General features: G+C 38.1%; 20 protein-coding genes and 1 tRNA gene. 8 read left to right on the forward strand and 13 right to left on the reverse strand.

The genetic code is table 11. The annotated features are described in order from the left end of the window. Positions 1-2: 2 nt before the first annotated feature. Positions 3-584: an RNA polymerase sigma factor gene (locus tag HCU67_RS00360; protein WP_168550632.1), complete on the reverse strand. Its 582-nt coding sequence runs from the start codon at positions 582-584 to the stop codon at positions 3-5. A 111-nt stretch (positions 585-695) separates the two neighbouring features. Here HCU67_RS00360 and HCU67_RS00365 point away from each other — a divergent pair, with 111 nt between their 5' ends. From HCU67_RS00365 to HCU67_RS00385, 5 genes are read left to right on the forward strand one after another with little or no spacing between them, the layout of a single operon-like run. Next, positions 696-983: an EF-hand domain-containing protein gene (locus tag HCU67_RS00365; RefSeq protein ID WP_168550633.1), complete on the forward strand. Its 288-nt coding sequence runs from the start codon at positions 696-698 to the stop codon at positions 981-983. Between the two features lie 11 nt (positions 984-994). Beyond that, entirely contained in the window at positions 995-1,771 is a 777-nt protein-coding gene (locus HCU67_RS00370; RefSeq protein ID WP_168550634.1) for a YHYH protein, read from the forward strand. A 31-nt stretch (positions 1,772-1,802) separates the two neighbouring features. Next, complete coding sequence (locus tag HCU67_RS00375) at positions 1,803-2,351, forward strand: toxin-antitoxin system YwqK family antitoxin (protein ID WP_210423591.1); 549 nt, start codon at positions 1,803-1,805, stop codon at positions 2,349-2,351. Beyond that, entirely contained in the window at positions 2,332-2,994 is a 663-nt protein-coding gene (locus HCU67_RS00380; RefSeq protein WP_168550636.1) for an SCO family protein, read from the forward strand. Before HCU67_RS00375 ends, HCU67_RS00380 begins: the two co-directional genes overlap by 20 nt. Before the next feature lie 46 nt (positions 2,995-3,040). Next, on the forward strand, positions 3,041-3,322 hold the full coding sequence (locus HCU67_RS00385) for an EF-hand domain-containing protein (RefSeq protein ID WP_168552011.1): 282 nt from the start codon (positions 3,041-3,043) through the stop codon (positions 3,320-3,322). Between the two features lie 3 nt (positions 3,323-3,325). Here HCU67_RS00385 and HCU67_RS00390 read toward each other — a convergent pair whose 3' ends face one another. The 5 genes from HCU67_RS00390 to HCU67_RS00410 all read right to left on the reverse strand — a co-directional run bounded on the left by HCU67_RS00390 (position 3,326) and on the right by HCU67_RS00410 (position 10,728). Next, positions 3,326-4,456, reverse strand: coding sequence for a glycerate kinase (locus HCU67_RS00390; RefSeq protein WP_168550637.1), 1,131 nt, complete (start codon positions 4,454-4,456; stop codon positions 3,326-3,328). 8 nt (positions 4,457-4,464) lie between these two features. Then, entirely contained in the window at positions 4,465-6,069 is a 1,605-nt protein-coding gene (locus HCU67_RS00395) for a sodium:solute symporter family protein (RefSeq protein ID WP_168550638.1), read from the reverse strand. After that, positions 6,066-6,659, reverse strand: a complete 594-nt coding sequence (locus tag HCU67_RS00400; protein WP_246865674.1) for a GNAT family N-acetyltransferase — start codon at positions 6,657-6,659, stop codon at positions 6,066-6,068. Before HCU67_RS00400 ends, HCU67_RS00395 begins: the two co-directional genes overlap by 4 nt. A gap of 3 nt (positions 6,660-6,662) precedes the next feature. Next, complete coding sequence (locus HCU67_RS00405) at positions 6,663-7,976, reverse strand: MGH1-like glycoside hydrolase domain-containing protein (RefSeq protein WP_168550639.1); 1,314 nt, start codon at positions 7,974-7,976, stop codon at positions 6,663-6,665. 88 nt (positions 7,977-8,064) lie between these two features. Continuing rightward, entirely contained in the window at positions 8,065-10,728 is a 2,664-nt protein-coding gene (locus HCU67_RS00410) for a TonB-dependent receptor domain-containing protein (protein ID WP_168550640.1), read from the reverse strand. 174 nt (positions 10,729-10,902) lie between these two features. Here HCU67_RS00410 and HCU67_RS00415 point away from each other — a divergent pair, with 174 nt between their 5' ends. The 3 genes from HCU67_RS00415 (at position 10,903) to HCU67_RS00425 (ending at position 14,727) form a co-directional block, all read left to right on the forward strand. Continuing rightward, the gene (locus tag HCU67_RS00415) at positions 10,903-11,925 is read left to right on the forward strand and encodes a LacI family DNA-binding transcriptional regulator (RefSeq protein WP_168550641.1); all 1,023 of its coding nucleotides are present in this window, start codon (positions 10,903-10,905) and stop codon (positions 11,923-11,925) included. Positions 11,926-12,020: 95 nt separating this feature from the next. Further along, positions 12,021-13,172, forward strand: coding sequence for an LLM class flavin-dependent oxidoreductase (locus tag HCU67_RS00420; RefSeq protein ID WP_168550642.1), 1,152 nt, complete (start codon positions 12,021-12,023; stop codon positions 13,170-13,172). Positions 13,173-13,182: 10 nt separating this feature from the next. After that, positions 13,183-14,727 (forward strand): SLC5 family protein, encoded by a 1,545-nt coding sequence (locus tag HCU67_RS00425; RefSeq protein ID WP_168550643.1) that lies wholly within the window; start codon positions 13,183-13,185, stop codon positions 14,725-14,727. Positions 14,728-14,814: 87 nt separating this feature from the next. Here the strand turns inward: HCU67_RS00425 and HCU67_RS00430 are convergent, their stop codons facing one another. The 7 genes from HCU67_RS00430 to HCU67_RS00460 all read right to left on the reverse strand — a co-directional run bounded on the left by HCU67_RS00430 (position 14,815) and on the right by HCU67_RS00460 (position 20,259). Next, complete coding sequence (locus HCU67_RS00430; RefSeq protein ID WP_246865675.1) at positions 14,815-15,513, reverse strand: DJ-1/PfpI family protein; 699 nt, start codon at positions 15,511-15,513, stop codon at positions 14,815-14,817. A 134-nt stretch (positions 15,514-15,647) separates the two neighbouring features. Further along, complete coding sequence (locus tag HCU67_RS00435; RefSeq protein ID WP_168550644.1) at positions 15,648-16,211, reverse strand: mycothiol transferase; 564 nt, start codon at positions 16,209-16,211, stop codon at positions 15,648-15,650. A 105-nt stretch (positions 16,212-16,316) separates the two neighbouring features. After that, positions 16,317-16,907, reverse strand: coding sequence for a hypothetical protein (locus HCU67_RS00440; protein ID WP_168550645.1), 591 nt, complete (start codon positions 16,905-16,907; stop codon positions 16,317-16,319). 156 nt (positions 16,908-17,063) lie between these two features. Next, positions 17,064-18,326, reverse strand: coding sequence for a M20 metallopeptidase family protein (locus tag HCU67_RS00445; protein ID WP_168550646.1), 1,263 nt, complete (start codon positions 18,324-18,326; stop codon positions 17,064-17,066). A gap of 187 nt (positions 18,327-18,513) precedes the next feature. Continuing rightward, the gene (locus HCU67_RS00450) at positions 18,514-19,332 is read right to left on the reverse strand and encodes a LytTR family transcriptional regulator DNA-binding domain-containing protein (protein ID WP_168550647.1); all 819 of its coding nucleotides are present in this window, start codon (positions 19,330-19,332) and stop codon (positions 18,514-18,516) included. A gap of 366 nt (positions 19,333-19,698) precedes the next feature. Then, positions 19,699-19,772 (reverse strand) — tRNA-Arg (locus HCU67_RS00455). Between the two features lie 37 nt (positions 19,773-19,809). Next, entirely contained in the window at positions 19,810-20,259 is a 450-nt protein-coding gene (locus tag HCU67_RS00460) for a GatB/YqeY domain-containing protein (RefSeq protein WP_168550648.1), read from the reverse strand. Positions 20,260-20,396: the final 137 nt, after the last annotated feature.

Raw genomic sequence — 20,396 nt, forward strand, 5'->3', positions numbered from 1 at the left:
CGTTACCAACCTTCTTTTTTATAGAATTCGGTAAGCTTTTGCTTTAAATTTTTTCTAGCCCTAAATAAAAGGGACTCGATGGAGGAAATACTCTTCTGCGTTACCTCACCAATTTCTTTATAACTGAGTCCATCGATATTACTCAAGGTAAAAACTACCTTTTGTGCTTCTGGTAGTTCATTTATTGCAGAAAATAATATCTCTGTCTTCTCTTTATTTTCGAGTTGTATACCAGGGTGGTTAAACTCTGTAAAATAACTTTTTCGGTCTAATGGTATCTCTCCGCCCGATATTGATTCCATAAAACCAAATCTTTTTTTGGTTTTCTTTTTCCGGATAAATTCAAGGCATTTATTAACTGAAATTCGGTAAATCCAAGTTGAGAGCTTTGCGTTCCCTTTAAACTTATCTATTGAATTAAATACCTCTAAAAAAACTTCTTGAGCTAAATCTTCTGCATCTTCGGCATTGGGCACAAATGATAAGCATGTATTGAACACTTTTTTTTGATAGGTATCCAATAATATCGAATAGGCCGCTTGGTCTTTGTTTTTTAATTGCTCTAAGAGTTTTTTATCCTCCAATTAGAAATCTCTAAGATTTATTTCCATAAATGTATTTGAAAAAAAATTGTTTGGAGCACAAGTTTTTTTTCCAAGTCACATCTAACCCTAAAACGATAAAGAATTATTTAAATGAAAACTAAAGCAATTTTAACCAGTATAGTTATTAGCACAATTTGCATGATATCAGTTAACGCACAGCAATCAAATAATAGGGAGAGACGACAACCCCCAAGTATAGATAAGTTATTTGAGCATATGGATAAAAATGAAGACGGCTTCCTCTCAGAAGAAGAAGTAAAAGGACCTCTTAAAGAAATGTTTGCAAAAATTGATGCAAACGAAGATGGTCTCCTTTCAAGAGAAGAAATCGAGAAAGCGCCAAAACCAGAAAGAAGAGATAGACCTAACAGAAATTAAAAAACAAAGTCATGAAAGTAAAAACAGCAATATTGATTTTAAGTATTGGTATAATGGCAGTACTAGCCTGTAGTTCAGATGCTGATGATTCAATTGTATTCACGGATGACGAATCAACAACCGATGACGATGGTACGGCAGAAGAGGTTACGCTTAGTGCGGCATTCAGTGAATTTGACGCTAACGAGACAACCATCTATTTGGATGGAAACAATGTGGTTATTGAAACAACAGGTTTTCCCAACCATGAAACTGTCTATTGGGGGGTCGGCAATGAACTATACCGCGAAGAACCCGATGTTGATTTAACACCAAGTAGAATACCAAATTTTGATGGATCGGCAACCTTGGTAGTTTCAGCCAATCCACAATTGGCGTCTTCAAGTACTTCTACCAGTCTAGGCGCAATTGGGATTGCAGTCAGTGGTGCGGCAATTTTCAATGACCAAGAAGGGAATGGTCCCTTATCCGGTGCAGCAGGAAGTCTTGATTGGACAGGAGCCCATATTGGACCCAGTGTTTATCATTATCATCTTGAGCCTAAAGCATGGTCAGATGATGACGGTGCTTTAATTGGGATTTTAGCCGATGGTTTCTTCATTTATGGACGACGGGATTATGACGGAAATTACCCCACAGATTTGGATGAATCGGGAGGACATTTTGGACCTACACCGCATAATCCTGAAGAGGAATATCATTACCACATACAGAATGAACTCTACTTAAATCAGTACTATGTCATATTTCCAGGTGATTACCAGGGTACCCCTAGCAGCATCAATTAAGTCTATTATCCTCGTAATAGTTTTCGGAATAATGTCGTTGATTGGATTAGACCAAGAAAAGAAGGAAAACGGTCCTCTGATTAAAGAAATATGGATTGAAAAAGACAAATTAGAACTAAACAAACTAGAAGGAAGATGGTATTTTAATCAGACAGTTTTCAATGGTTACGCCATCACTAGATTTGAAAATGGACGACTCAAAGAGAAAATAGGATTCTCTAATGGGAAAAAACAAGGTCCCGCATACTCTTGGCACAATGATGGTGCTCTAGCAAGCGAAAAAAATTATATAGCGAATCGACAAGAAGGAATAGCCAAAACCTGGTGGTCCAATGGACAATTAAGTTCTGAATCCAACTACAAAAATAGGATTCGACATGGTGAACAAAAAAGATGGTACCCTAATGGGTTATTGGCAAGAGTCATGCATTTTAATGAAGGTAAAGAGGAAGGCCTACAACAAGCTTGGTTACCATCTGGCAAGCTTTATGTCAATTATGAAGCCAAACATGGTCGTTTTTTTGGATTAAGGCGTTCAAATCTTTGTTATGAATTAAAGGATGAAGTGGTTCAAAAGTAAATTTGGTATTTGTATTCTGACACTATTGGTCAGTTGCAATACACAGGTTAAAAAAGAGAAATCAAGTAGGGTTGAAAAGTTGCCATTTTATAATGATGCATCTTTCACTCCACATTGGGTAGATTCTGAGAGTGAACAAAGTGGTTTGCACCAAATTCCACCGTTTGAAGTTATAAATCAGTTCGGTGATACTATCACCGAACAAACTTTCAATGACAAAATTTATGTGACAGATTTCTTTTTTACATCCTGCCCTGGTATTTGCCCTAAAATGACCAATAATATGCTCTTGGTTCAGGAAGCATTTGAAGAAGATGAGGAGGTTCTTCTACTTTCTCATTCTGTGACTCCTGAATATGATTCGGTACCAGTACTAAAACATTATGCGGATGCTAAGGGAGTATTGGAACAAAAATGGCATTTAGTTACCGGTAATAGAAACGAAATTTATAAGCTTGGGCGTACCGCCTATTTCGTCGATGAGGACCTGGGTGAACCAAAAGGCTTAGAAGACTTTTTACACACCGAAAACTTCATTTTGATAGATAAAAACCGTCATATACGTGGTATCTACAACGGGCTCAACAAAACAGCTATTTCCCAATTAATTGCTGATATAAAAACTCTCAAAAAGGAAGGATGAAATATTTCTAAAGCTTCTTTCGTTTGCTTTAGAAATAAATCTTACCATGATAAAAGCGCTAACCAAATTCACAGTATTTTCTTTCTCTATATTTAGTTTTTCAAGCAGTCTAGCCCAAGAGGACAAAGTTGAAAAACAATCCCAAAAACAAGTTTTAAAAGATATGTTTGAGAAGATGGATGAAAACAAAGATGGTAAACTTACTTTAGGAGAAGCAAAGGGCACTCTTCTTTTAAATTTTACCACATTGGATGCCAATAAAGATGGGGTTTTAACCAAAGAAGATCTCGAAAAATTCGACCTGCCAAATCAACCTAAACCAGAATAACTTTTAGCTATTTTTCTTTAAAATAGATGCAAAGTTATAAATCGCAAAAGCGAGGTTTTCTTTTGCATTTACCATTGCTTCCTCGAGATTACTTATACCTTTTGAAACGGAGACCGCATAGTCCAGACCCATTGTGCTCTGGTCTTCAACACTGAGTTCAATTCCACCACAAAAAGCGGCTACAGGTATATTTTTAGACTTGGCCGAAGACAGAACACCGCCAATTGTTTTACCCGAAAGTGTTTGTGAATCCAAATTACCTTCGCCGGTAATAATCCAATCCGCCCCTTCAATTTGATTGTCAAAGTCTGCAATTTCCTTAATCAAATCAATTCCTGAGACCAAATCACCATTTAAAAAGGCTACCGCACCACCACCAAGACCGCCGGCTGCACCAGCACCCGGTATTTTTTGAAGATTTAGACCAAAAGTACTTTGAATCAATCCTGCGAAATTTTCCAATCCTTTATCAAGTAATTCAATTTCTTGAGGTGTAGCTCCTTTTTGTTTGGCATAGACTTGAGCTGCCCCATTTTTTCCATAAAATGGATTATCAACATCACAAGCAACTTGAACTTTAACCGCCTCCATCATATCCAGTTCAGGTTTTTCAATTCTGGCAACCTTGTTCAAGTTTTTTCCTGTAGGACTTAATTCCTCTCCATTTATATCCATAAAACGATAACCAAGAGCTTGAGCAACCCCCATTCCACCATCATTGGTGGCACTTCCTCCGATTCCTAAGATGATGTTTTTTGCACCTTTTTGAATGGCGTCAAAAATGAGTTCTCCGGTCCCCAGGGTGGTAGCCTCTTTACAATCTAATTCTGAGTGATCTAGTAATCGATGACCTGAAGCTGTTGACATTTCAATAAAGGCGGTCTTCTTAGATTGTGAATAGAGATAAGTAGCAGAAACTGATCTAAAAAAAGGATCGGAAACTGTTTTATTTACCACTGAAGCATCCAAATATCGCTCGACGACTTCCAAAGTTCCATCTCCACCATCCGCAAGCGGAAGCTGTACCAATTCTGCACTTGGATAAATCTTTTTAATCTCCGTAGCTACAATTTCACAGAATTCCTGGCCTGAAAGCGAACCTTTAAATTTATCGGGTGCAATAACAAATTTCATGCTTGTAACTAGCTTAGGATATTCGGCAGGGCTATACTAATTGCTATAATGAACAAGAAAAAACCGACCAAAATCAACACCTCTTTTTTACCAGAGTAATATACCACAGGCAATCCTTCATTAGCCTGCTTCTTAACTATCACACTGACAAAATAGGCTACGATCATCGTTACCAAACAACCAATGGCATTCCACCAGAACCAGAATACCTCAGGCACATATAACCACAAGTACATATTGAACAAAACTCCTACCACAATACCGATATTTGCTCCTAGTGCGTGTGTCTTTTTCGTAAGAATCGCCAAAATGAACGCTGCCAATATTGGACCATAGAATACAGAACTAATTTTATTGATCACCTCAATGACAGTACCTTCAATCTCACCTGCAAATAGTGCAAAGGCCAAGCAAACCACACCCCAAAAAAGAGAAAGCAAACGAGAATTGAACACATAAGCCTTATCACTCATCTCAGGTTTAAATCGTTTTACAAAATCCTCCATAGTTACCGCTGAAAGTGAATTAACTGTTGAACTTAATGATGACATGGCAGCCGACATAATAGCTACAATCAAAACACCAATTACACCATTCGGCAAATATTTCAAAATAAAAACAGGCACCATTAAATCAGCCTTTTTACCCTCTAACGAACTTATGTTCGTTTGATACGTTGAATCTAATAGTTCTTGAAAACCTGCATCTTGTAAAAGCAAGGTTCCTAAAACAAGACCCATAATGCAATAGGTCAAGGTCAATGGAAAACGGAAAAGACCATTGGCCAACAATAACTTTTTAATTGTGGGCATTCCACTTGCAGAAAGCAATCGTTGTGATTGGGTCTGATCTGTACCGTAATAAGAGGCATATAGAAAGAAACCACCTATTATCATTGGCCAAAAACCAAATTCATCATTCTTGTCAGCATTGTTAAAACCCCATTTTGAAAAATCGACGGCTGTTAAACGGTCCTTATCCACATGGGTCAAGAAGTTATCAAAGCCACCCAATTCACTGAGACCGTAAATCAAACAAATAACAATACCCAAAAAGAGAATGATCATTTGAATTACATCACCCCATATTACTGCTTTCATTCCCCCTTGGAATGAATACACAAGGGTAATTACTCCAATTATTAAAATTGAAATCAAGAAATTAACACCAACAGTTGCTTGCAAAATCAACGCCATAGTATAAACCATAACCCCTGTAGCAACTGACCGACTTATTTGAAATACAAAGCTTATCAATAGTCGAGATGAAGCATCGAATCGTTTTTCCAAATACTCGTAAACACTAACAATACCAGATTTATAAAGTGTCGGAATTACTGCAATCAATAAAAACGCCATTGCCAAAGGCACACCAAATTCGTAGGTAAGCCATTGCAATCCCCCACCCTCTTTTAAACCTACAAATGCGGGAGCCGAAATAAAACTAATGGCCGACAACTGTGTTGCCATAGTTGACAAACTCAATGGAAACCAGCCCATACTTCTTCCCCCCAAAAAGTAATCACCAGAACTTTTATTTTCTTTAAACAGGTATCCAATACCCAGAAAACCAACGAGGTAAACTATGATGATGACATAATCGACAATATTCATAATTTGTTTTTTAAAATTTCTTTTTCGGTACTAAACCACTCATCTTTCAAAATACCCAATAAAACAGCATCGGAACGACCAATACTGTTTATGGATGGAAATGCATTTCTAATTCTCCCCTCTTCCTTACACCCTACACTTTTCATGGCCGCTATACTTACTTTGTTTTCAATATGGGCACCCAGTCCTACACGCTCAAGGTTTAGTTTCTCGAAGGCGAATTGGAACATAAGATACTTACAATTCTTATTGAGTCCGGTTCCTCTGAATTCTTGTCCATACCAAGTGTACCCCAACCTGATGATCCTTAAATCAGATTGGTAGTCGAAAAAACGAGTGCATCCAGCATATTTTGACTTTTTCTTGTCGTATATGGCAAAGGGGTATTCTTTTTTCAGCTTACGGAAATCAATTGCATCCGAAATGTAGTGTTTAAAGTCATGGGCACCATTTGAACGACCTAAAAAATAGGTCCAAATTTCCTTTTCTTTTGCCCAAATAGTTAATGTTTGATAATGATGCTCTTCAAGGGGTTCAAGACGTACCCGATTGTTTTCTAGAACATAATTTTCATTGAAATCAAACAACATAGTTTAATCTGAGAGCAAAAAGTCTATTAAAAGTGCGGCTGTCCAAGAAAAGTTGTCTCCGCCATAACCGCTATTTTCCGCATCAGGATTTTCCTTTCTAGCATCAAAATATTCGAAAAATCCATTTTGTTTTACCAGTTCAATGGAATCATTTTTTATTCTTGAAGCAAGTTCATTGTAACCATGATTTTTTAATCCTTGATAAAGCATCCAGTTCACATTTATCCAAACCGGACCCCTCCAGTATTTTCTTGGATTAAATCTTTCATGGGTAGGGTCAAATGATGCACACAAGTATTTATCTTCTCCACCAAAGCGTTCAAGCATGGTACTAACAAGTCGTTCGGCCTTTATGGCGTCAGGCACCTCAGAATACAGAGGTGTGAACGAAGAGGAACAAATGTAGGGCAGTTGTTTACCTTGTCGTAAATCATAGTGAACGTATGCTCCCAAATCTTCATTGAACAATTTTGTATTCATGCCCGAAATACTCAAAGCTTGTTTCTCTCTTAAAAGTGCGGTTATGTCTTCATTACCACCGAGCAATTCATAAAGTCTTATCAATGAAGCATTGGACTGTATGAGCATTGTGTTGAACAACGGGTCTTGGACCAAGAAAGGTGAATGTTCGGCTATTGCTTTATCATCATAGTTATATTTTTTGGCAATATCAATGATATATAAGTAGTGATCATATTCCCTTTTTGTTGGACGCTGGGCAGCATCAACATGGGTGGTATCGCGCCTTTCAAATGTATATTCTGGAGGATTCATGGTCTTCCAGATATCATCCCAAATAGGAGAGTTATCGGTACCCGATTCCCAATTGTGATAAATATAAACCAGCCCTTCTTTATGGATATCACGATTTTCGTAGAAGTACATATGGTTATTGAAAACCTTGTCAATGTGTTTTTCAATAAATGCCAACATATCATTTTTATCCTCGGCAATCCGGTACAAATGCTCTAGGATAAATCCAAAAACTGGCGGTTGGGTCATACCTGTAGAAGGATACTCTTTTGATGATTTTGGATGAAGACTTGACTCATGAAAATCCTTACCAGGAAAATAGGTGTCAGTTTCTGTATGAAATACTATGTGGGGAATAAAACCATTACCCCATTGGGCATTCAATATTGTTTCAACCTCCTTTTTGGCCTTAGCAACGTCATAATGGGCAAAACCCAAGGCGATGAAACCCGAATCCCATTTCCATTGAAAAGGATAAAGACCTTTACTGGGAATTGTAAATCCACCATCTTGATAGTTGTCGTTTAAGACCTTTTTAGCTTTCGCCAACAGTTCTTCACTCATTGATTTGGTTTATAGAAAAACACTGGTGACTGCAACCCATCACCAGTGTTTTAATGAACTAAACTAACTTAAACTAATTCGTACAATTCTAAAAATTAAATGTGGCGGTCAAAAAGAATCTTCTTGGTAATATGGGGCGACCAAAGAAAAAATCACCATCATCTACCTGACCACCAATTCCTGCACGTGGGTTACCTTCGGTAAGTCCAACACTGTCAAACAAATTAAATACTGATGCTCCCAAACGAACTGTATTCACATCTGCTGTTCTAAATGTATATCCGAAGCCCAGTCTTGCAATTGTAATGGCGTCTAGTTCAACATTATTGCCATCATCAGTAAATTTGCTACCAGTGTGGTTTAGGGTGAAATTGGCATCAAACTTCTTATCGTCGTAGTTTAACCCTAAACTACCTAAGAAGTTAGGTTGACGACCAATTTCATTGCCTTCGTTAATGGTTGTGACATCTCCGGTAAGGAGGTTTGTGGTTTCATTTTTAGTGATTTCGTGATTTTGATAGGTTGCCGTACCGTTAAAACTGAAATTATCAGTAAAGCGATATAACCACGAAGCTTCCAAACCGACTGTAGAAGTTGTTTGCTCACTTCTTGCCTGATCTTCCAATTGACCATTTACAATCGCTTGGTCTATACGAATCCTATCTTGTAAGGTTACATAATACCCGGCAATCGAACCAGAAAATTTAGAGGTTCCGAATTTTGCACCCGTTTCAAATTGGAGTATAGTTTCTCCATCATAATTTGATTCACGAATTCCAGGTGTTGGAACAAATCCTCTTTGTTGTGGCCAGAAGAATCCTCGAGAAAAGTTAGCGTAGAGATTTGTTGCTTCAGTTAGTTCATACAAACCTGCTAAGGAAACAGCCCAATCCGTTGCATTTATTTCAGCAGTGGTAAAACTGCCATCAGCAAAACGAACATTGGCTAATTCTGCTGTCAATTCAGGATTGTCATAAACTTGGCTTTCTTCAAGACCACCATTGTTAAATGTACCAGTCGTTGACTCTACACGAACTCCAACGTCAAAACGCCATCTGTCAAAAATCATCTCATCGGTTACATAAAAGGCTGTTCTACTTTGAGATAAAAACCTATTTGAGGTCATACCGATTCTATTGTAAATACCGCCATCCGAATACACAACATTACCACCTCCTGCATCGGTGTAACTCAAGTTTACCAATCTAGGGTTATTATTGAATTCTGAAAGAACTCGATACTGCCAGTTAACATCCTCGGCTTCAGTTCTGGCCATATAAGTACCCAATGTAAATGTATGCTCCCTACTATTGGTTCTAAGAATCAAGTTTGCATCACCCGAATAATCAGTCATCGGTCTTAAACGATCTACATGCAAATTTTCAACGACAAGGTCGCTTCCGTTTATTTGATCACCGCTACCACCTTGGTAAGTTGCATTAAAGGCTGTATTGTCTGGCGCAACTTGTGCAACATAGTTGCTAAGCGTCAGTGGATTTCCAAATGTTCCGTTACCGCCAACATATAGTGCAAAATTGTGCTCGTAATTAGCGTATCTGATTTTCGATTTGAAACTTACCAAATCACTAAAATTGTAGACAAAATCTCCCATTAAATAACCACCTTTCGCGGAAACCCCATCTTCAATCGGGCTTTTATAGACACCACCAGGAGTTAAGAATGACGTTTCGGCCAATTCGCCAGAAAGTAATTGCTCTACATCTTCACCATCGTTACCTGCAATACGCTCCCTATCAGAACCAAGGGGCAATGGCAAGAAGAACTGTGCATTGTCATCAATGTATTGACCATGTATGGTGAATGAACCATTTTCAAAACGTTTCTTAATGTTACCCCTGAATTGTACACCTCTGGTAGTCAAGCCTGTTTCTATAGGACCGTCATCTTTACGAACAAAACCAGTAAATGCATAAAAGGTGTTCGAATCTTCACCACCCAATTGACCACCGCTGTAGAAATCAGTTTTGAGACGCCCGCGGCTTCCCCATTCCACATTAATGATGTTACCAGGGTTGGTGTCACCGGTTTTACTGGTGTAGTTGATCAAACCTGCGACCGAACCCGCACCGTACAGCACTGCAGCACCACCACGAACAAATTCAACTCCTTTGAATCCGATATCAGGTCGTGCATACACATCGTGTGCAGATGAGTTTAAACCAAACGTACTCATCAAAGGCATTCCATCATATTGTAATGGATTGAAAACGTATTGACCTCCAGAGGGTAAACCTCTAACAAATAAGTTTGTGGCTGTTTCACCACCACCACCTTCAGCGGTTATACCTGGTACATCACGTAAAATATCTGCCTGTGAATTGGCTGATAATTTTGTAATCTCAGCAATCTTTTTAGAACTGATCGACAATGGTGCCTGCTTTTGAGACCTAAAAGTTGTAGAGGCAGATATTACGACCTCATCCAATTGTTGACCGCTCTCTTGTAAAACGACATCCAAAGTCACTTGACTTCCATTTAAATCCACCGTTCGTTCAACAGTGGTAAATCCAATAAAGGAAAATTGGACCGTTTGAGAACCAGTAAGGTTTGTGGTCAACACAAAGTTGCCATCAAAATCAGTTGTGGTACCTTCAGTCGAACCAGCAATTAGTACGTTTGTACCTAATATAGGAACACCAGCTTCATCTTTAACGGAACCAACAATTTCTGTCTGGGCATATACCGTAGTAAAACCAAACAGAACAAGTACCGCAATAAGTAAATTTTTCATGATTGATAGTTGTTAGTTAAACACTTTTTTCAGTTAATTTTTAATAAATTCTCAGTTTATAGGCTAAAAATATTTGAATATGATGCCTGATACCCCTAAAAAATCAGCAAATTCTTATGCAAACGTTTGCGGAAACGATTGCAAAACGTATTATTGCCTTCACAAAACCTGACAATGCGGCAAAACATTACTTTAAAAGGACTGGCCAAAAAATTGGACTTATCAATATCTACAATCTCAAGGGCGCTTAAAGATCATCCCGACATCAGTGACAAGACCAAAGAACGTGTACAAAAACTGGCCAAAGAACTGAACTACTCCCCCAATGTATTTGCTCAAGGTTTTCGCTCACATCGTTCCCACATCCTTGGGGTTATCGTTCCGAATGTTTCACACTACTTCACTACTACAATGCTCAAGGGAATCATGGATGAAGGGGAGGCACTGGGATATCGCATTATCGTTTCAGAATCAAAAGGCGAAGAAAAAAAACAGATTGAAATGCTTCAGACGATGATTCAATTTGGGGTGGATGGCATTCTAATGTCCTTGGCCAGAAGAACCAAGTCGATAGCAGAAATATTGAATATCATGAATCAAATACCCTTGGTACTCTTTGACAAGGTATCCGATAAAATTCCATGTACCCAGGTCGTTATTGATGAAGAAGTAGCTGCCTATAATGCCGTGGAACACCTAATCCATACCGGAAAAAGGAGGATTGCCATTATTAAAGAAACCGAGAATTCTTATAATTCGGAAAAACGATTTAAGGGATATCTCAAAGCTTTACGAGATAATGATATTGAAATTGATGAAAAGATAATATTAAGTACGGAGGACATCTCACTTGAAAAAGGAAAATCGATGGGAAATATCTTGCTCAGTCAAAAAAATAGACCTGATGCCGTATTTGCTATAACCGATAGTGCGGCTATTGGGGTAATTAAAGCTTTGAATAAATTCAAGGTCAAAATCCCAGAAGAAATCGCAGTGGTTGGTTTCAGTAATTCTAAAAGTTCCACCATTGTGAGTCCAAGTTTGACAACCGTAGATCAACCCGGAAATAGAATCGGAAGGACCGCACTAAAATACTTGGTTGATGAAATCGAAAATCCTTCAGAAGACTCATTTTCAAAAACTATAGAGGTAAAGACGAATCTCATTATCCGTGACTCCTCATTTTTACCTGCTTAATGGTCTTCATACTTCTAAATAATTTTTATCAACCAAGCGACTTTTACAATTGTTCCTATTTTTAAATTTTTCAAACTGACTTAACGCTAAACTAAATGACGAAAATTAATATCCGTTCCAAAGATTTAGACGGTGCTGAAATTTCATGGTTTGCTCCAATTTGTGATGGTGATGATCGCTATTTAGGTGAGCGCGATCCAAATTTTAAAAGCAATTGGAAAAATACATCAGACATACTGCTAACCGCTGACGAACTAGGGTACCGAAACATCTTATGCCCATCTTCATATCAAGTAGGTCAAGATACCCTACCTTTTGTTTCAGCTGTAGCACCCTTGACAAAGAACATTAATCTTTTGGCGGCGATTCGCTGTGGCGAAATACACCCACCGATGTTGGCTCGTACCTTGGCAACAATAGATCACATTTTAGAAGGAAGGCTGACCGTAAATATCATCTCATCCAATCTGCCAGGCGAAGAATTGAGTTCTGAAGACCGTTATCAACGTTCACGAGAGGTCATTGAAGTTTTGAAACAGGCTTGGACCAAAGATGAAATTGAAATTGATGGTAACTTTTACAAGTTAAAATTACCCTCAAATCCTGGTAAACCCTATCAAAAAAATGGCCCCTTGCTATATTTCGGCGGATACTCTCCACCAGCAGTTGACCTATGTGCCGAACATTGTGATGTTTACCTCATGTGGCCGGAAACTGAGGGAAATTTGGAAAAACACATGCGCAACATGAGTGCAAAAGCAGCCGCCCACGGCAGAACCGTTGATTTCGGTCTTCGGGTTCATATGGTTGTCCGGGAAACGGAGGAAGAAGCACGAGCTTATGCCGATAGTATTATTTCAAAATTGGATTTGGAGCAAGGGAAAGAGATTCGTGAGCGCGCATTGGATGCCAAATCTTATGGGGTCAGCAAGCAAACAGCAATGCGCGACCAAGCAGATAATGATGGTTATATTGAATCCCATTTATGGACGGGAATAGGTAAAGGCCGATCGGGTTGTGGGGCTGCCTTGGTTGGAAATCCTGATCAAATAGTAAATAAAATCAATAGGTATATGGAAATGGGTATCCGTTCCTTTATTTTTTCTGGTTATCCACATCTAGAGGAATGCAAGCGTTTTGCTGAACTGGTTTTACCCCGACTAAAAACAGTCTCCTTCCCGATATCACAAGGAAAAGTAACTGATCAAATCCCTAGTTCTCCATTAGCTGGTGGAATTCGTATTTAAATAATATTAAATGGTTGATTTAGTATTGGTACTGGTCTATTTCGCAGCTGTAATGATTGCAGCTATTTCTGGCCGGCAAAAAGGTGAAGTTACGAGTGAAGACTATTTTTTAAGTTCTAGAAGCTTAAAATGGCCCTCCATAGCATTTTCGACCATTGCGACAAACGTTCAGGGCTATCAGTTTTTAGGCATGATGGGCTCGGCCTACCTCTACGGACTGGCACAAGCAAGTCTCGAAATTAATGCCATACAAGGTATTCTTTTGGCTGCCTTCATTTTTGTACCACTTTACCTCAAAGAAAAGGTGGTGACCATTACCCAGTTCATTAAAACTAGATTGGGCAAAAAAGTAGCACTAGCCTATTCACTTTCAAACATATTTTTGTTCTCGACCATCACTATAGGCGCTGCGTTGTTTTGGGGGGCCTATGCAGCAGACATTGTTTTTGGTGAATACCTTGCCTTAATACATGAAGATCGCTTGACTAGAATAACCATCTTGATTTTTATTCTGGGATTGTTTTCTGCTATCTACACCTATCTTGGCGGACTAAGTGCTGTGGTCAAGACCGATGTCATTCAATTTTTGATTCTATTCGCTGGGGGTATTACAGTGTTGTTCATTGCCATTCATCATCTTGGAGGTTGGTCTCAGCTATATCAAAAAACACCTGAGTTGATGCATTTACACCTTCCAGCGGATCATGAAAAATTACCTTGGCCCCATATTTTTGGACTGTTCCTATTGAATATCAATTATTGGTGCGCCAACCAATCGGTTGTGCAACGATCATTGGCTGCCAAGAATTTAAAACAGGCCCAAATTGGCCTTATGGTCGGAGGCCTGATGAAATACGCAATGGCTATAATTATTGTAGTACCTGGAATAGCATTGGTTGGTATTTTAGGTTCGAAAGGTCTTGGAGACCCAGACATGGCTTTCCCTTATTTGGTCAACACCTATTTACCTATTGGTGCTAAAGGATTAGTGCTTTGTGCCCTTTTCGCCTCTTTAATGAGTACTGTCGATTCAACCTTCAACTCATTGGCTACGTTGTGGTCAATTGATATTTATAAAGGATATTTAAAAAAGGATGCTCCGGATAAAGAAGTAGTAAAGGCTGGCAAACGTGCAATTTTATTTGCATTCATATCTGGGGTGACCATCGGTGTGGTTCTACTGTATCTGAAATTTTCGGATCCGGACGCTGCGTTCACCCATACCTTGAATGAATTGCGTTATTACATTAATTGTGCAATTGTGGTCTTGATATGCGCTGCGGTATTCTTATTTGCTCCAAAGCACAAAGTGGCTTTTTTGGCCTTTTTTGCCACTATTGCACTACAATTTGTCTTTAAAGCCGCATTCCCTGAAATGAATTACTTCATTCGGGCTATGTGGGTTATTGTTTGTGGTTTTTTGATAATTGCTTTGGGTTCTATGACCAAATTCACCTCTTGGAAGGAGCTTTTTAACCCTGCTTCGAAGAAAATCACCCAATTCGGAATTGGGATGTTAGCTTCGCTGGTACTGCTACATATTATTTTTCATTGATATCGCTACGGGTGAAAAAATCAATATGATATTTATCTGCAAGATAGACTTGAATGTTCCTTCAAAGTCTCCACTAAAAGGTCGCTGTCATTCGACTACAAAACTATCATTGTCCTTATCCTCAATCCAATTGTATTCAATCTCTTTAGCAACTTTTCTCGCAAAGTCAATTCCATGTCTATCCGCTAAGAAACCTAATGTCATGTCCATTCCAGCACTTACTCCTGAAGAAGTATAATATTTGCCATCAATTGCCCATCTTGCTTTCTTATTCCAATCTACATTTTGATTTTGGGAAGCTACCCAAGCAAAAGCCCGTTTATTTGAGGTTGCCTTTTTGCCGTTCAAAAGTCCAGACTTTGCAAGAAGCGCACTACCCGTACAAACTGTAAGCACATAATTACTAGATTGAGCGAGTTCTTTTATTTTGTCGATAAGAAGTAAATTATCCACCTCTTTTCTTGTCCCCCAACCTCCAGGGATTAAGACTATTTCGGGTATACTGTTAATGATTTCCAATTTTTCTGTCATTATCGGTACTCCATGCCGGTTTGAAATCACCCCTCCTTTCAACGAATAGAATTTGAGATTATAAATGTCGGTCAATCGACCAAAAATCTCGGCTGGGCCAAATACATCCAAAGTTTCATAATCATCGAACATGATGATAGCGATTTCCATAGTCGTGTCTTTTTTAGTAGCATCAATTTTTTTCTGAGCGCTTAAGGTATTTCCATCGACCAAAATGAGTATTAAAGCGAACAAAAGTGAAAATCTTCTTTTCAAAAAAAACTTCAGACCCATATTATTTTAATCGATTTATTTACCAATGCGTTATTCGAAAACTTCTTTGACCATTACTACCTTTAAGATTGGATAATCATAAGCCAATACATTTTTAGTTTCCTGTTTGGAATTAATTATTTGGGCAGTCGATTCATGATTGTAGCAATTTGTCCCATATGGTTCGCAGAATGCTCCATGACGTGGTACCAGACGTAATGGTAATTGATTCCCTCTTCAAGATTTGAAGCAAACCATTCATCGTCCTTGGTTTTGAGTCCAGCCAGAGACTTTTCACGAACTTTGGTCCACAAGTCCAAATAGTAGTCTATTGGCTTGCCAATGAGCATTTCTTTTACCCTTGGATTTAATTCACCTGCCATTTCCAAGGTCCTTAACTCCTCTTCGGTCCAGTCAATTCCTTCAAGGGTTCCCAGTTGGTAGTAAACTTCCGTGGATACCAAGTGCATTAACAATGACCCTATGCTATTCGCATTAGCATCGTATAAAAAATCAGTTTGCGATTGGTCGAGATCTTTGACTTGTTCAGTAATTCTACTTTTTAAATCCTCCATCATAAAGACCATGTTCCCGATTTGAGGGGAGTACCCTTCTAAGGGTTTTAATTCTCCTTGTGCGCTTACCGGTGAACTGCACAAAACAAAGAGAAAATAGAGGGCGATAATCGCTATAAATCTCATTACTTAACTATTTGAATTATTACCAATGCAATATTCGTTTGTTGTTTTCTTAAGAGTCTGAACGGGTTTTTATAGTTCATTATGCTGAGCCTCAACAGCAATCAATTAAAATCGCCAACCAAAGTTGAGCCCTCCTCGCAATTGCACTTCTTCTCCGACAAACTCTTCTGATGGTAAACCAAGATTTCTTCCCACTCCAATACCTAAGTCAACCAAAAAACCACTTTGACTAATCCATTTCCAACCGATACCTGCCCCTATGGAAGTATCAAAGTAGCTTTCTTCATTAAAATTGGAATCAAAGTCTTCAAATACGAATTCCTTAAACGTAAAAAACTTCACAAAGCCTTCTGCGTAAAAGCCTTTCGCACCATAATCCTCCTTCGAAAAGAAATATTGACGATAATATGGCGTAATAGAAAAAGACTCCAATTCTGAATAGTCATCAAGTTCCCCACCGTCAAGTGTCACGAATAAATCAACCCCAACCCCGGAATAACGACCTAAAATATATTCGTACCTGGGATTCAACGCGGGAATTGCAATTGCAGATAAAACGTCAAGACTTAATTCGTTTCGTTTATCAATAGAGAAGGTTGCAATTCGCTTTTGGGAATCCGTAGGTTCATCTTCTTGGCAAATTGCACTTAAGGATAGAAAGAAAACGAAAATTGAAATTGGGAAAACTTTTTTCATTCGAGTAATAGTTAGCGGTTTTAGTTATAGACAATAATAATTAAATAGAATCTTCTAAATGGATACAATTTTGACTTTATAGTTGCTTTAACGCTTTTCGAAAAAATAAATCCCGTCTTACTTGGCTAAAAATTATCATACTAATTTTAGTCTCTTTCACGATTTAGCGGTATTGATTTTTTCAGCTAAAAAAGTGGAGAAATAGTAAACTCCTATTTTTATGACCTCTTCATCAACTTCAAATTCCGAGGTATGCGGCAAGGCATAGATTCCCTTTTCATGATTTGAAGCTCCCAATAGGAACATTACGCCTGGTTTTTTATTCTGATAATAAATAAAATCCTCATTCGAATACGGCATCTGACCGTAAAATAGGTTGACATTCTCTTTACCATGTAAACCCTTTAAAAGGGAAATGCTTTCACTGGTCAATTTTGGGTCATTCATTACTGTTGGTCGTTCAGCAGTAAATGAGGTATTGATGTAGAATTCACCAAATTCAGAATTAATGACAGTATCGGTAATACGATCCAATCTTTCAGCATCCGTCTCATAATAGGTGCATTCGAATGAGGTTGTGTTCTTTTCATAACGCGTAGCTATAGTTGAGCCTAAAATGAAATAATCACTATAAATCGTATTTGGATTGGAAAGGCCATTTTGGGGGTCGGTCAAAAAGTCCAAAGACCAGGGTTCAGTGTTGGTTTTGTGACGAACCAAACCTTCTAATATCTTTTGAAAGAAATCACTAAAAGCATCTTGTTCAATAGTATTTTCGAACGTCAATTTGATTCTTCTCTGATAAGCGAACAATTCATTTGGTTTCGAACTAATAGAACCTATTTCAGTCGGAAAAACATGAAGGCCAAAAATTTCATCAGTTTGAATTTCCTCGAACAACCCATCTTCTAGCATTGATTTTGCTCCCTCAAAAGATTCTTCGGCAGGTTGGAAAATAAAATACACAGTACCTTGAATGTCAGCTTTACACTTGGAAAGAACGTTGGCCATACCTAGGGCGATTGTGGTATGTACATCATGGCCGCAGATATGGGCTACTTGTGGTTTATGATTGAGCTTGTTGTCAAACACATGAAGCGCAGCGTCCATATCGGCGCGCCAGGCAATTTTCTTTCCTTTTTTATTTCCATTTAAAATTCCAACTACTCCATAACCCCCGATTCCTGTTTTCACTTCTAAACCTAAATTCAACAAATAGTCCTCCACTATTTTTGCAGTTCTTTTCTCTTTCCCTGCCAGTTCAGGGTGGTCATGTAAATCGTTTCGAATAGCGATGAGTTCATCAAAAATCTCTCGGGAGAGGTTTGCTATTTTCTCATTTGATCTGAGATGTTTAATTGAATCGTTGGAAATACTAAATAGTAGAATAAAAAAAGTAATAACCAATTTAAATTTCATTTCTGTCTTTTTTAAGCAGGCCATTTAAAGTTTCTTTAGTTGCAAAAAGAGACTTTCTAGAACGCCTATATTTTTAAATCACTTTTCAAAGAGAATTCAAGAATCTTAGGCTCGCCAAAAAGAGTGATGGATAGGTATTCTTCTTGATGAAACAATATATAATGGGCCCAAATCGTAAATTTTAGGGCTAAAGTGGTAAGGCGGATTTCACTTTTTTATAGTAGGTATTTGATAAGGGAATTTCCAAATTGAGATGAAATTGAATCTTGGCATTTTGCGAATTACCCTTTATCCGTTTTATGTTAGAAGTGTTTACGAGATAGGAACGGTGACAATAGCTTAAAAATGAAGCCTGCTCTTTAATGGAGGATAACTTATTTCTGAATATGGTATGTTTTATGTCATTTTCTACTTCGTAAAAAATCTCAACATAATTCTCTGATGATTTCACAAATAGTATTTGGTTTTTTTGCAAAACCAGTTTCTCACCCTTATTCACCCCGAAAATCTCTATTTCCGTTGTTTTTCCCTCTGAATGAACTTTTCCCAGCCTATTCCTTAAATAGAGAAAGAAGGGTAGAATCAGTAACATTATCGGGATTAAGGTTTCCCGAAAAAACCAAATCCCGTGCTTTACATAATTGTTATAAGATTCATTTTGATTGAACCAATCGTTTAAAAAGATTTGGTTGTAAAAATGAATGGGAATACTGGTAATCAAGACCAAAGCTATAAAAGCAAAAATCTCATCGGTTACCGTCCATTTATAATTTCGGGTAGAGAACCACAAGCTTTCAATTCTTGAGTTTACCAAATAAAAAATTGAAAACACGATGCCAAAACCCGCCAATATTAAATGCTTGTAACTTGACTGAAAATCATAAGTGCCAAATGGACCCAAAAAAATCATGATAAGAGAGAGAAGACAACCTAGGACGAACGCTATCACCAGTTGATTCTTTACCCTAAAATTAAATGGTATATGCTTGTTTAGAAGCTTTATCATTAGCGTTTATACTAAATCTAGTTTTGACTTTTAAACCCTCTTTTAAATTTCATCATGAATATAACCTATTATCAAAAAATGATAAAAAAGATGCTTGGGGAAACAGATTTGGAGCTGGTGTTTAAAGATTTCTTCCCATAAAGCTCCTTATTAAGGCTGTTGCCTAAGTCAAAAATTTGAGAAAGTTCAAGTAAGCAAATTGTAATTTGCAATTGAATGATACGATGCAGATTCAGCGCTACGCTATCCTTCCCTACAAAGCTCCGTTTTGAGAATCGAAAAAACAATCTTTCACTTTATTTCAAAATAAAAGCGAGCTTCTGTTTTGAAACTCGCTCAATTTTGAATCTTTTTTCGATTCATTCGTGACCACGGAGGGATTCAAACCCCCGACCGCTGGAGCCGAAATCCAGTGCTCTATTCAGCTGAGCTACGTGGCCTTTTTTAACACAATCCTTTTACTCGAAGAGTACAGTTTTATGCCAATTTATTTTTGACAATAGTAGAAATGGTCTTTCCGTCAGCCTGACCTGCCAACTCTTTTGATACCATACCCATAACCTTGCCCATATCTTTCATTCCAGATGCACCTATAGCATCTATGGTCTGAACGACTACTTTTTCTATTTCTTCCTCAGTTAATTGTTCTGGTAGAAATTTTTCAATTACTGCTACTTGTGCCAACTCAGGTGCAGCCAAATCATCACGCCCCTGCTCTGTAAAAATAGCAGCACTGTCTTTGCGCTGTTTCACCAACTTTTGCACCAACTTTATTTCATCAGCTTCTGCAAGTTCGTCGCCACCTCCCTTTTCTGTTTTAGCTAATAAAATTGCGGATTTAATAGCACGTAATGATTCTAAAGCCACGGTATCCTTAGCTTTCATCGCAGCCTTCATTTCTTCCATTACCTTTGCTTGCAAACTCATTTTTTGTGCATTTTGGGCTGCGAAGATAAGAAAGAATTTTGGCAATTATATGCTCTCATATACTAGGGGGCCCTTGTACCAATACCATCAAATAAAAAACCCGAAAGCAGGAAACTTTCGGGTATATTCCTTTCCTC

The organism is Croceivirga thetidis, from assembly GCF_012272815.1.
GTDB lineage: Bacteria > Bacteroidota > Bacteroidia > Flavobacteriales > Flavobacteriaceae > Croceivirga > Croceivirga thetidis.

What these genes read in the sequence shown, in the direction of transcription:
- HCU67_RS00390 (WP_168550637.1), bottom strand. Translation starts at nt 4,456, where the DNA reads ATGAAATTTGTTATTGCACCCGATAAATTTAAAGGTTCGCTTTCAGGC.
- HCU67_RS00420 (WP_168550642.1), top strand. Translation starts at nt 12,021, where the DNA reads ATGACGAAAATTAATATCCGTTCCAAAGATTTAGACGGTGCTGAAATT.
- HCU67_RS00460 (WP_168550648.1), bottom strand. Translation starts at nt 20,259, where the DNA reads ATGAGTTTGCAAGCAAAGGTAATGGAAGAAATGAAGGCTGCGATGAAA.
- HCU67_RS00405 (WP_168550639.1), bottom strand. Translation starts at nt 7,976, where the DNA reads ATGAGTGAAGAACTGTTGGCGAAAGCTAAAAAGGTCTTAAACGACAAC.
- HCU67_RS00435 (WP_168550644.1), bottom strand. Translation starts at nt 16,211, where the DNA reads ATGAGATTTATAGCGATTATCGCCCTCTATTTTCTCTTTGTTTTGTGC.
- HCU67_RS00425 (WP_168550643.1), top strand. Translation starts at nt 13,183, where the DNA reads ATGGTTGATTTAGTATTGGTACTGGTCTATTTCGCAGCTGTAATGATT.
- HCU67_RS00370 (WP_168550634.1), top strand. Translation starts at nt 995, where the DNA reads ATGAAAGTAAAAACAGCAATATTGATTTTAAGTATTGGTATAATGGCA.
- HCU67_RS00410 (WP_168550640.1), bottom strand. Translation starts at nt 10,728, where the DNA reads ATGAAAAATTTACTTATTGCGGTACTTGTTCTGTTTGGTTTTACTACG.
- HCU67_RS00400 (WP_246865674.1), bottom strand. Translation starts at nt 6,659, where the DNA reads ATGTTGTTTGATTTCAATGAAAATTATGTTCTAGAAAACAATCGGGTA.
- HCU67_RS00365 (WP_168550633.1), top strand. Translation starts at nt 696, where the DNA reads ATGAAAACTAAAGCAATTTTAACCAGTATAGTTATTAGCACAATTTGC.
- HCU67_RS00385 (WP_168552011.1), top strand. Translation starts at nt 3,041, where the DNA reads ATGATAAAAGCGCTAACCAAATTCACAGTATTTTCTTTCTCTATATTT.
- HCU67_RS00375 (WP_210423591.1), top strand. Translation starts at nt 1,803, where the DNA reads ATGTCGTTGATTGGATTAGACCAAGAAAAGAAGGAAAACGGTCCTCTG.
- HCU67_RS00415 (WP_168550641.1), top strand. Translation starts at nt 10,903, where the DNA reads ATGCGGCAAAACATTACTTTAAAAGGACTGGCCAAAAAATTGGACTTA.
- HCU67_RS00450 (WP_168550647.1), bottom strand. Translation starts at nt 19,332, where the DNA reads ATGATAAAGCTTCTAAACAAGCATATACCATTTAATTTTAGGGTAAAG.
- HCU67_RS00380 (WP_168550636.1), top strand. Translation starts at nt 2,332, where the DNA reads ATGAAGTGGTTCAAAAGTAAATTTGGTATTTGTATTCTGACACTATTG.
- HCU67_RS00445 (WP_168550646.1), bottom strand. Translation starts at nt 18,326, where the DNA reads ATGAAATTTAAATTGGTTATTACTTTTTTTATTCTACTATTTAGTATT.
- HCU67_RS00440 (WP_168550645.1), bottom strand. Translation starts at nt 16,907, where the DNA reads ATGAAAAAAGTTTTCCCAATTTCAATTTTCGTTTTCTTTCTATCCTTA.
- HCU67_RS00395 (WP_168550638.1), bottom strand. Translation starts at nt 6,069, where the DNA reads ATGAATATTGTCGATTATGTCATCATCATAGTTTACCTCGTTGGTTTT.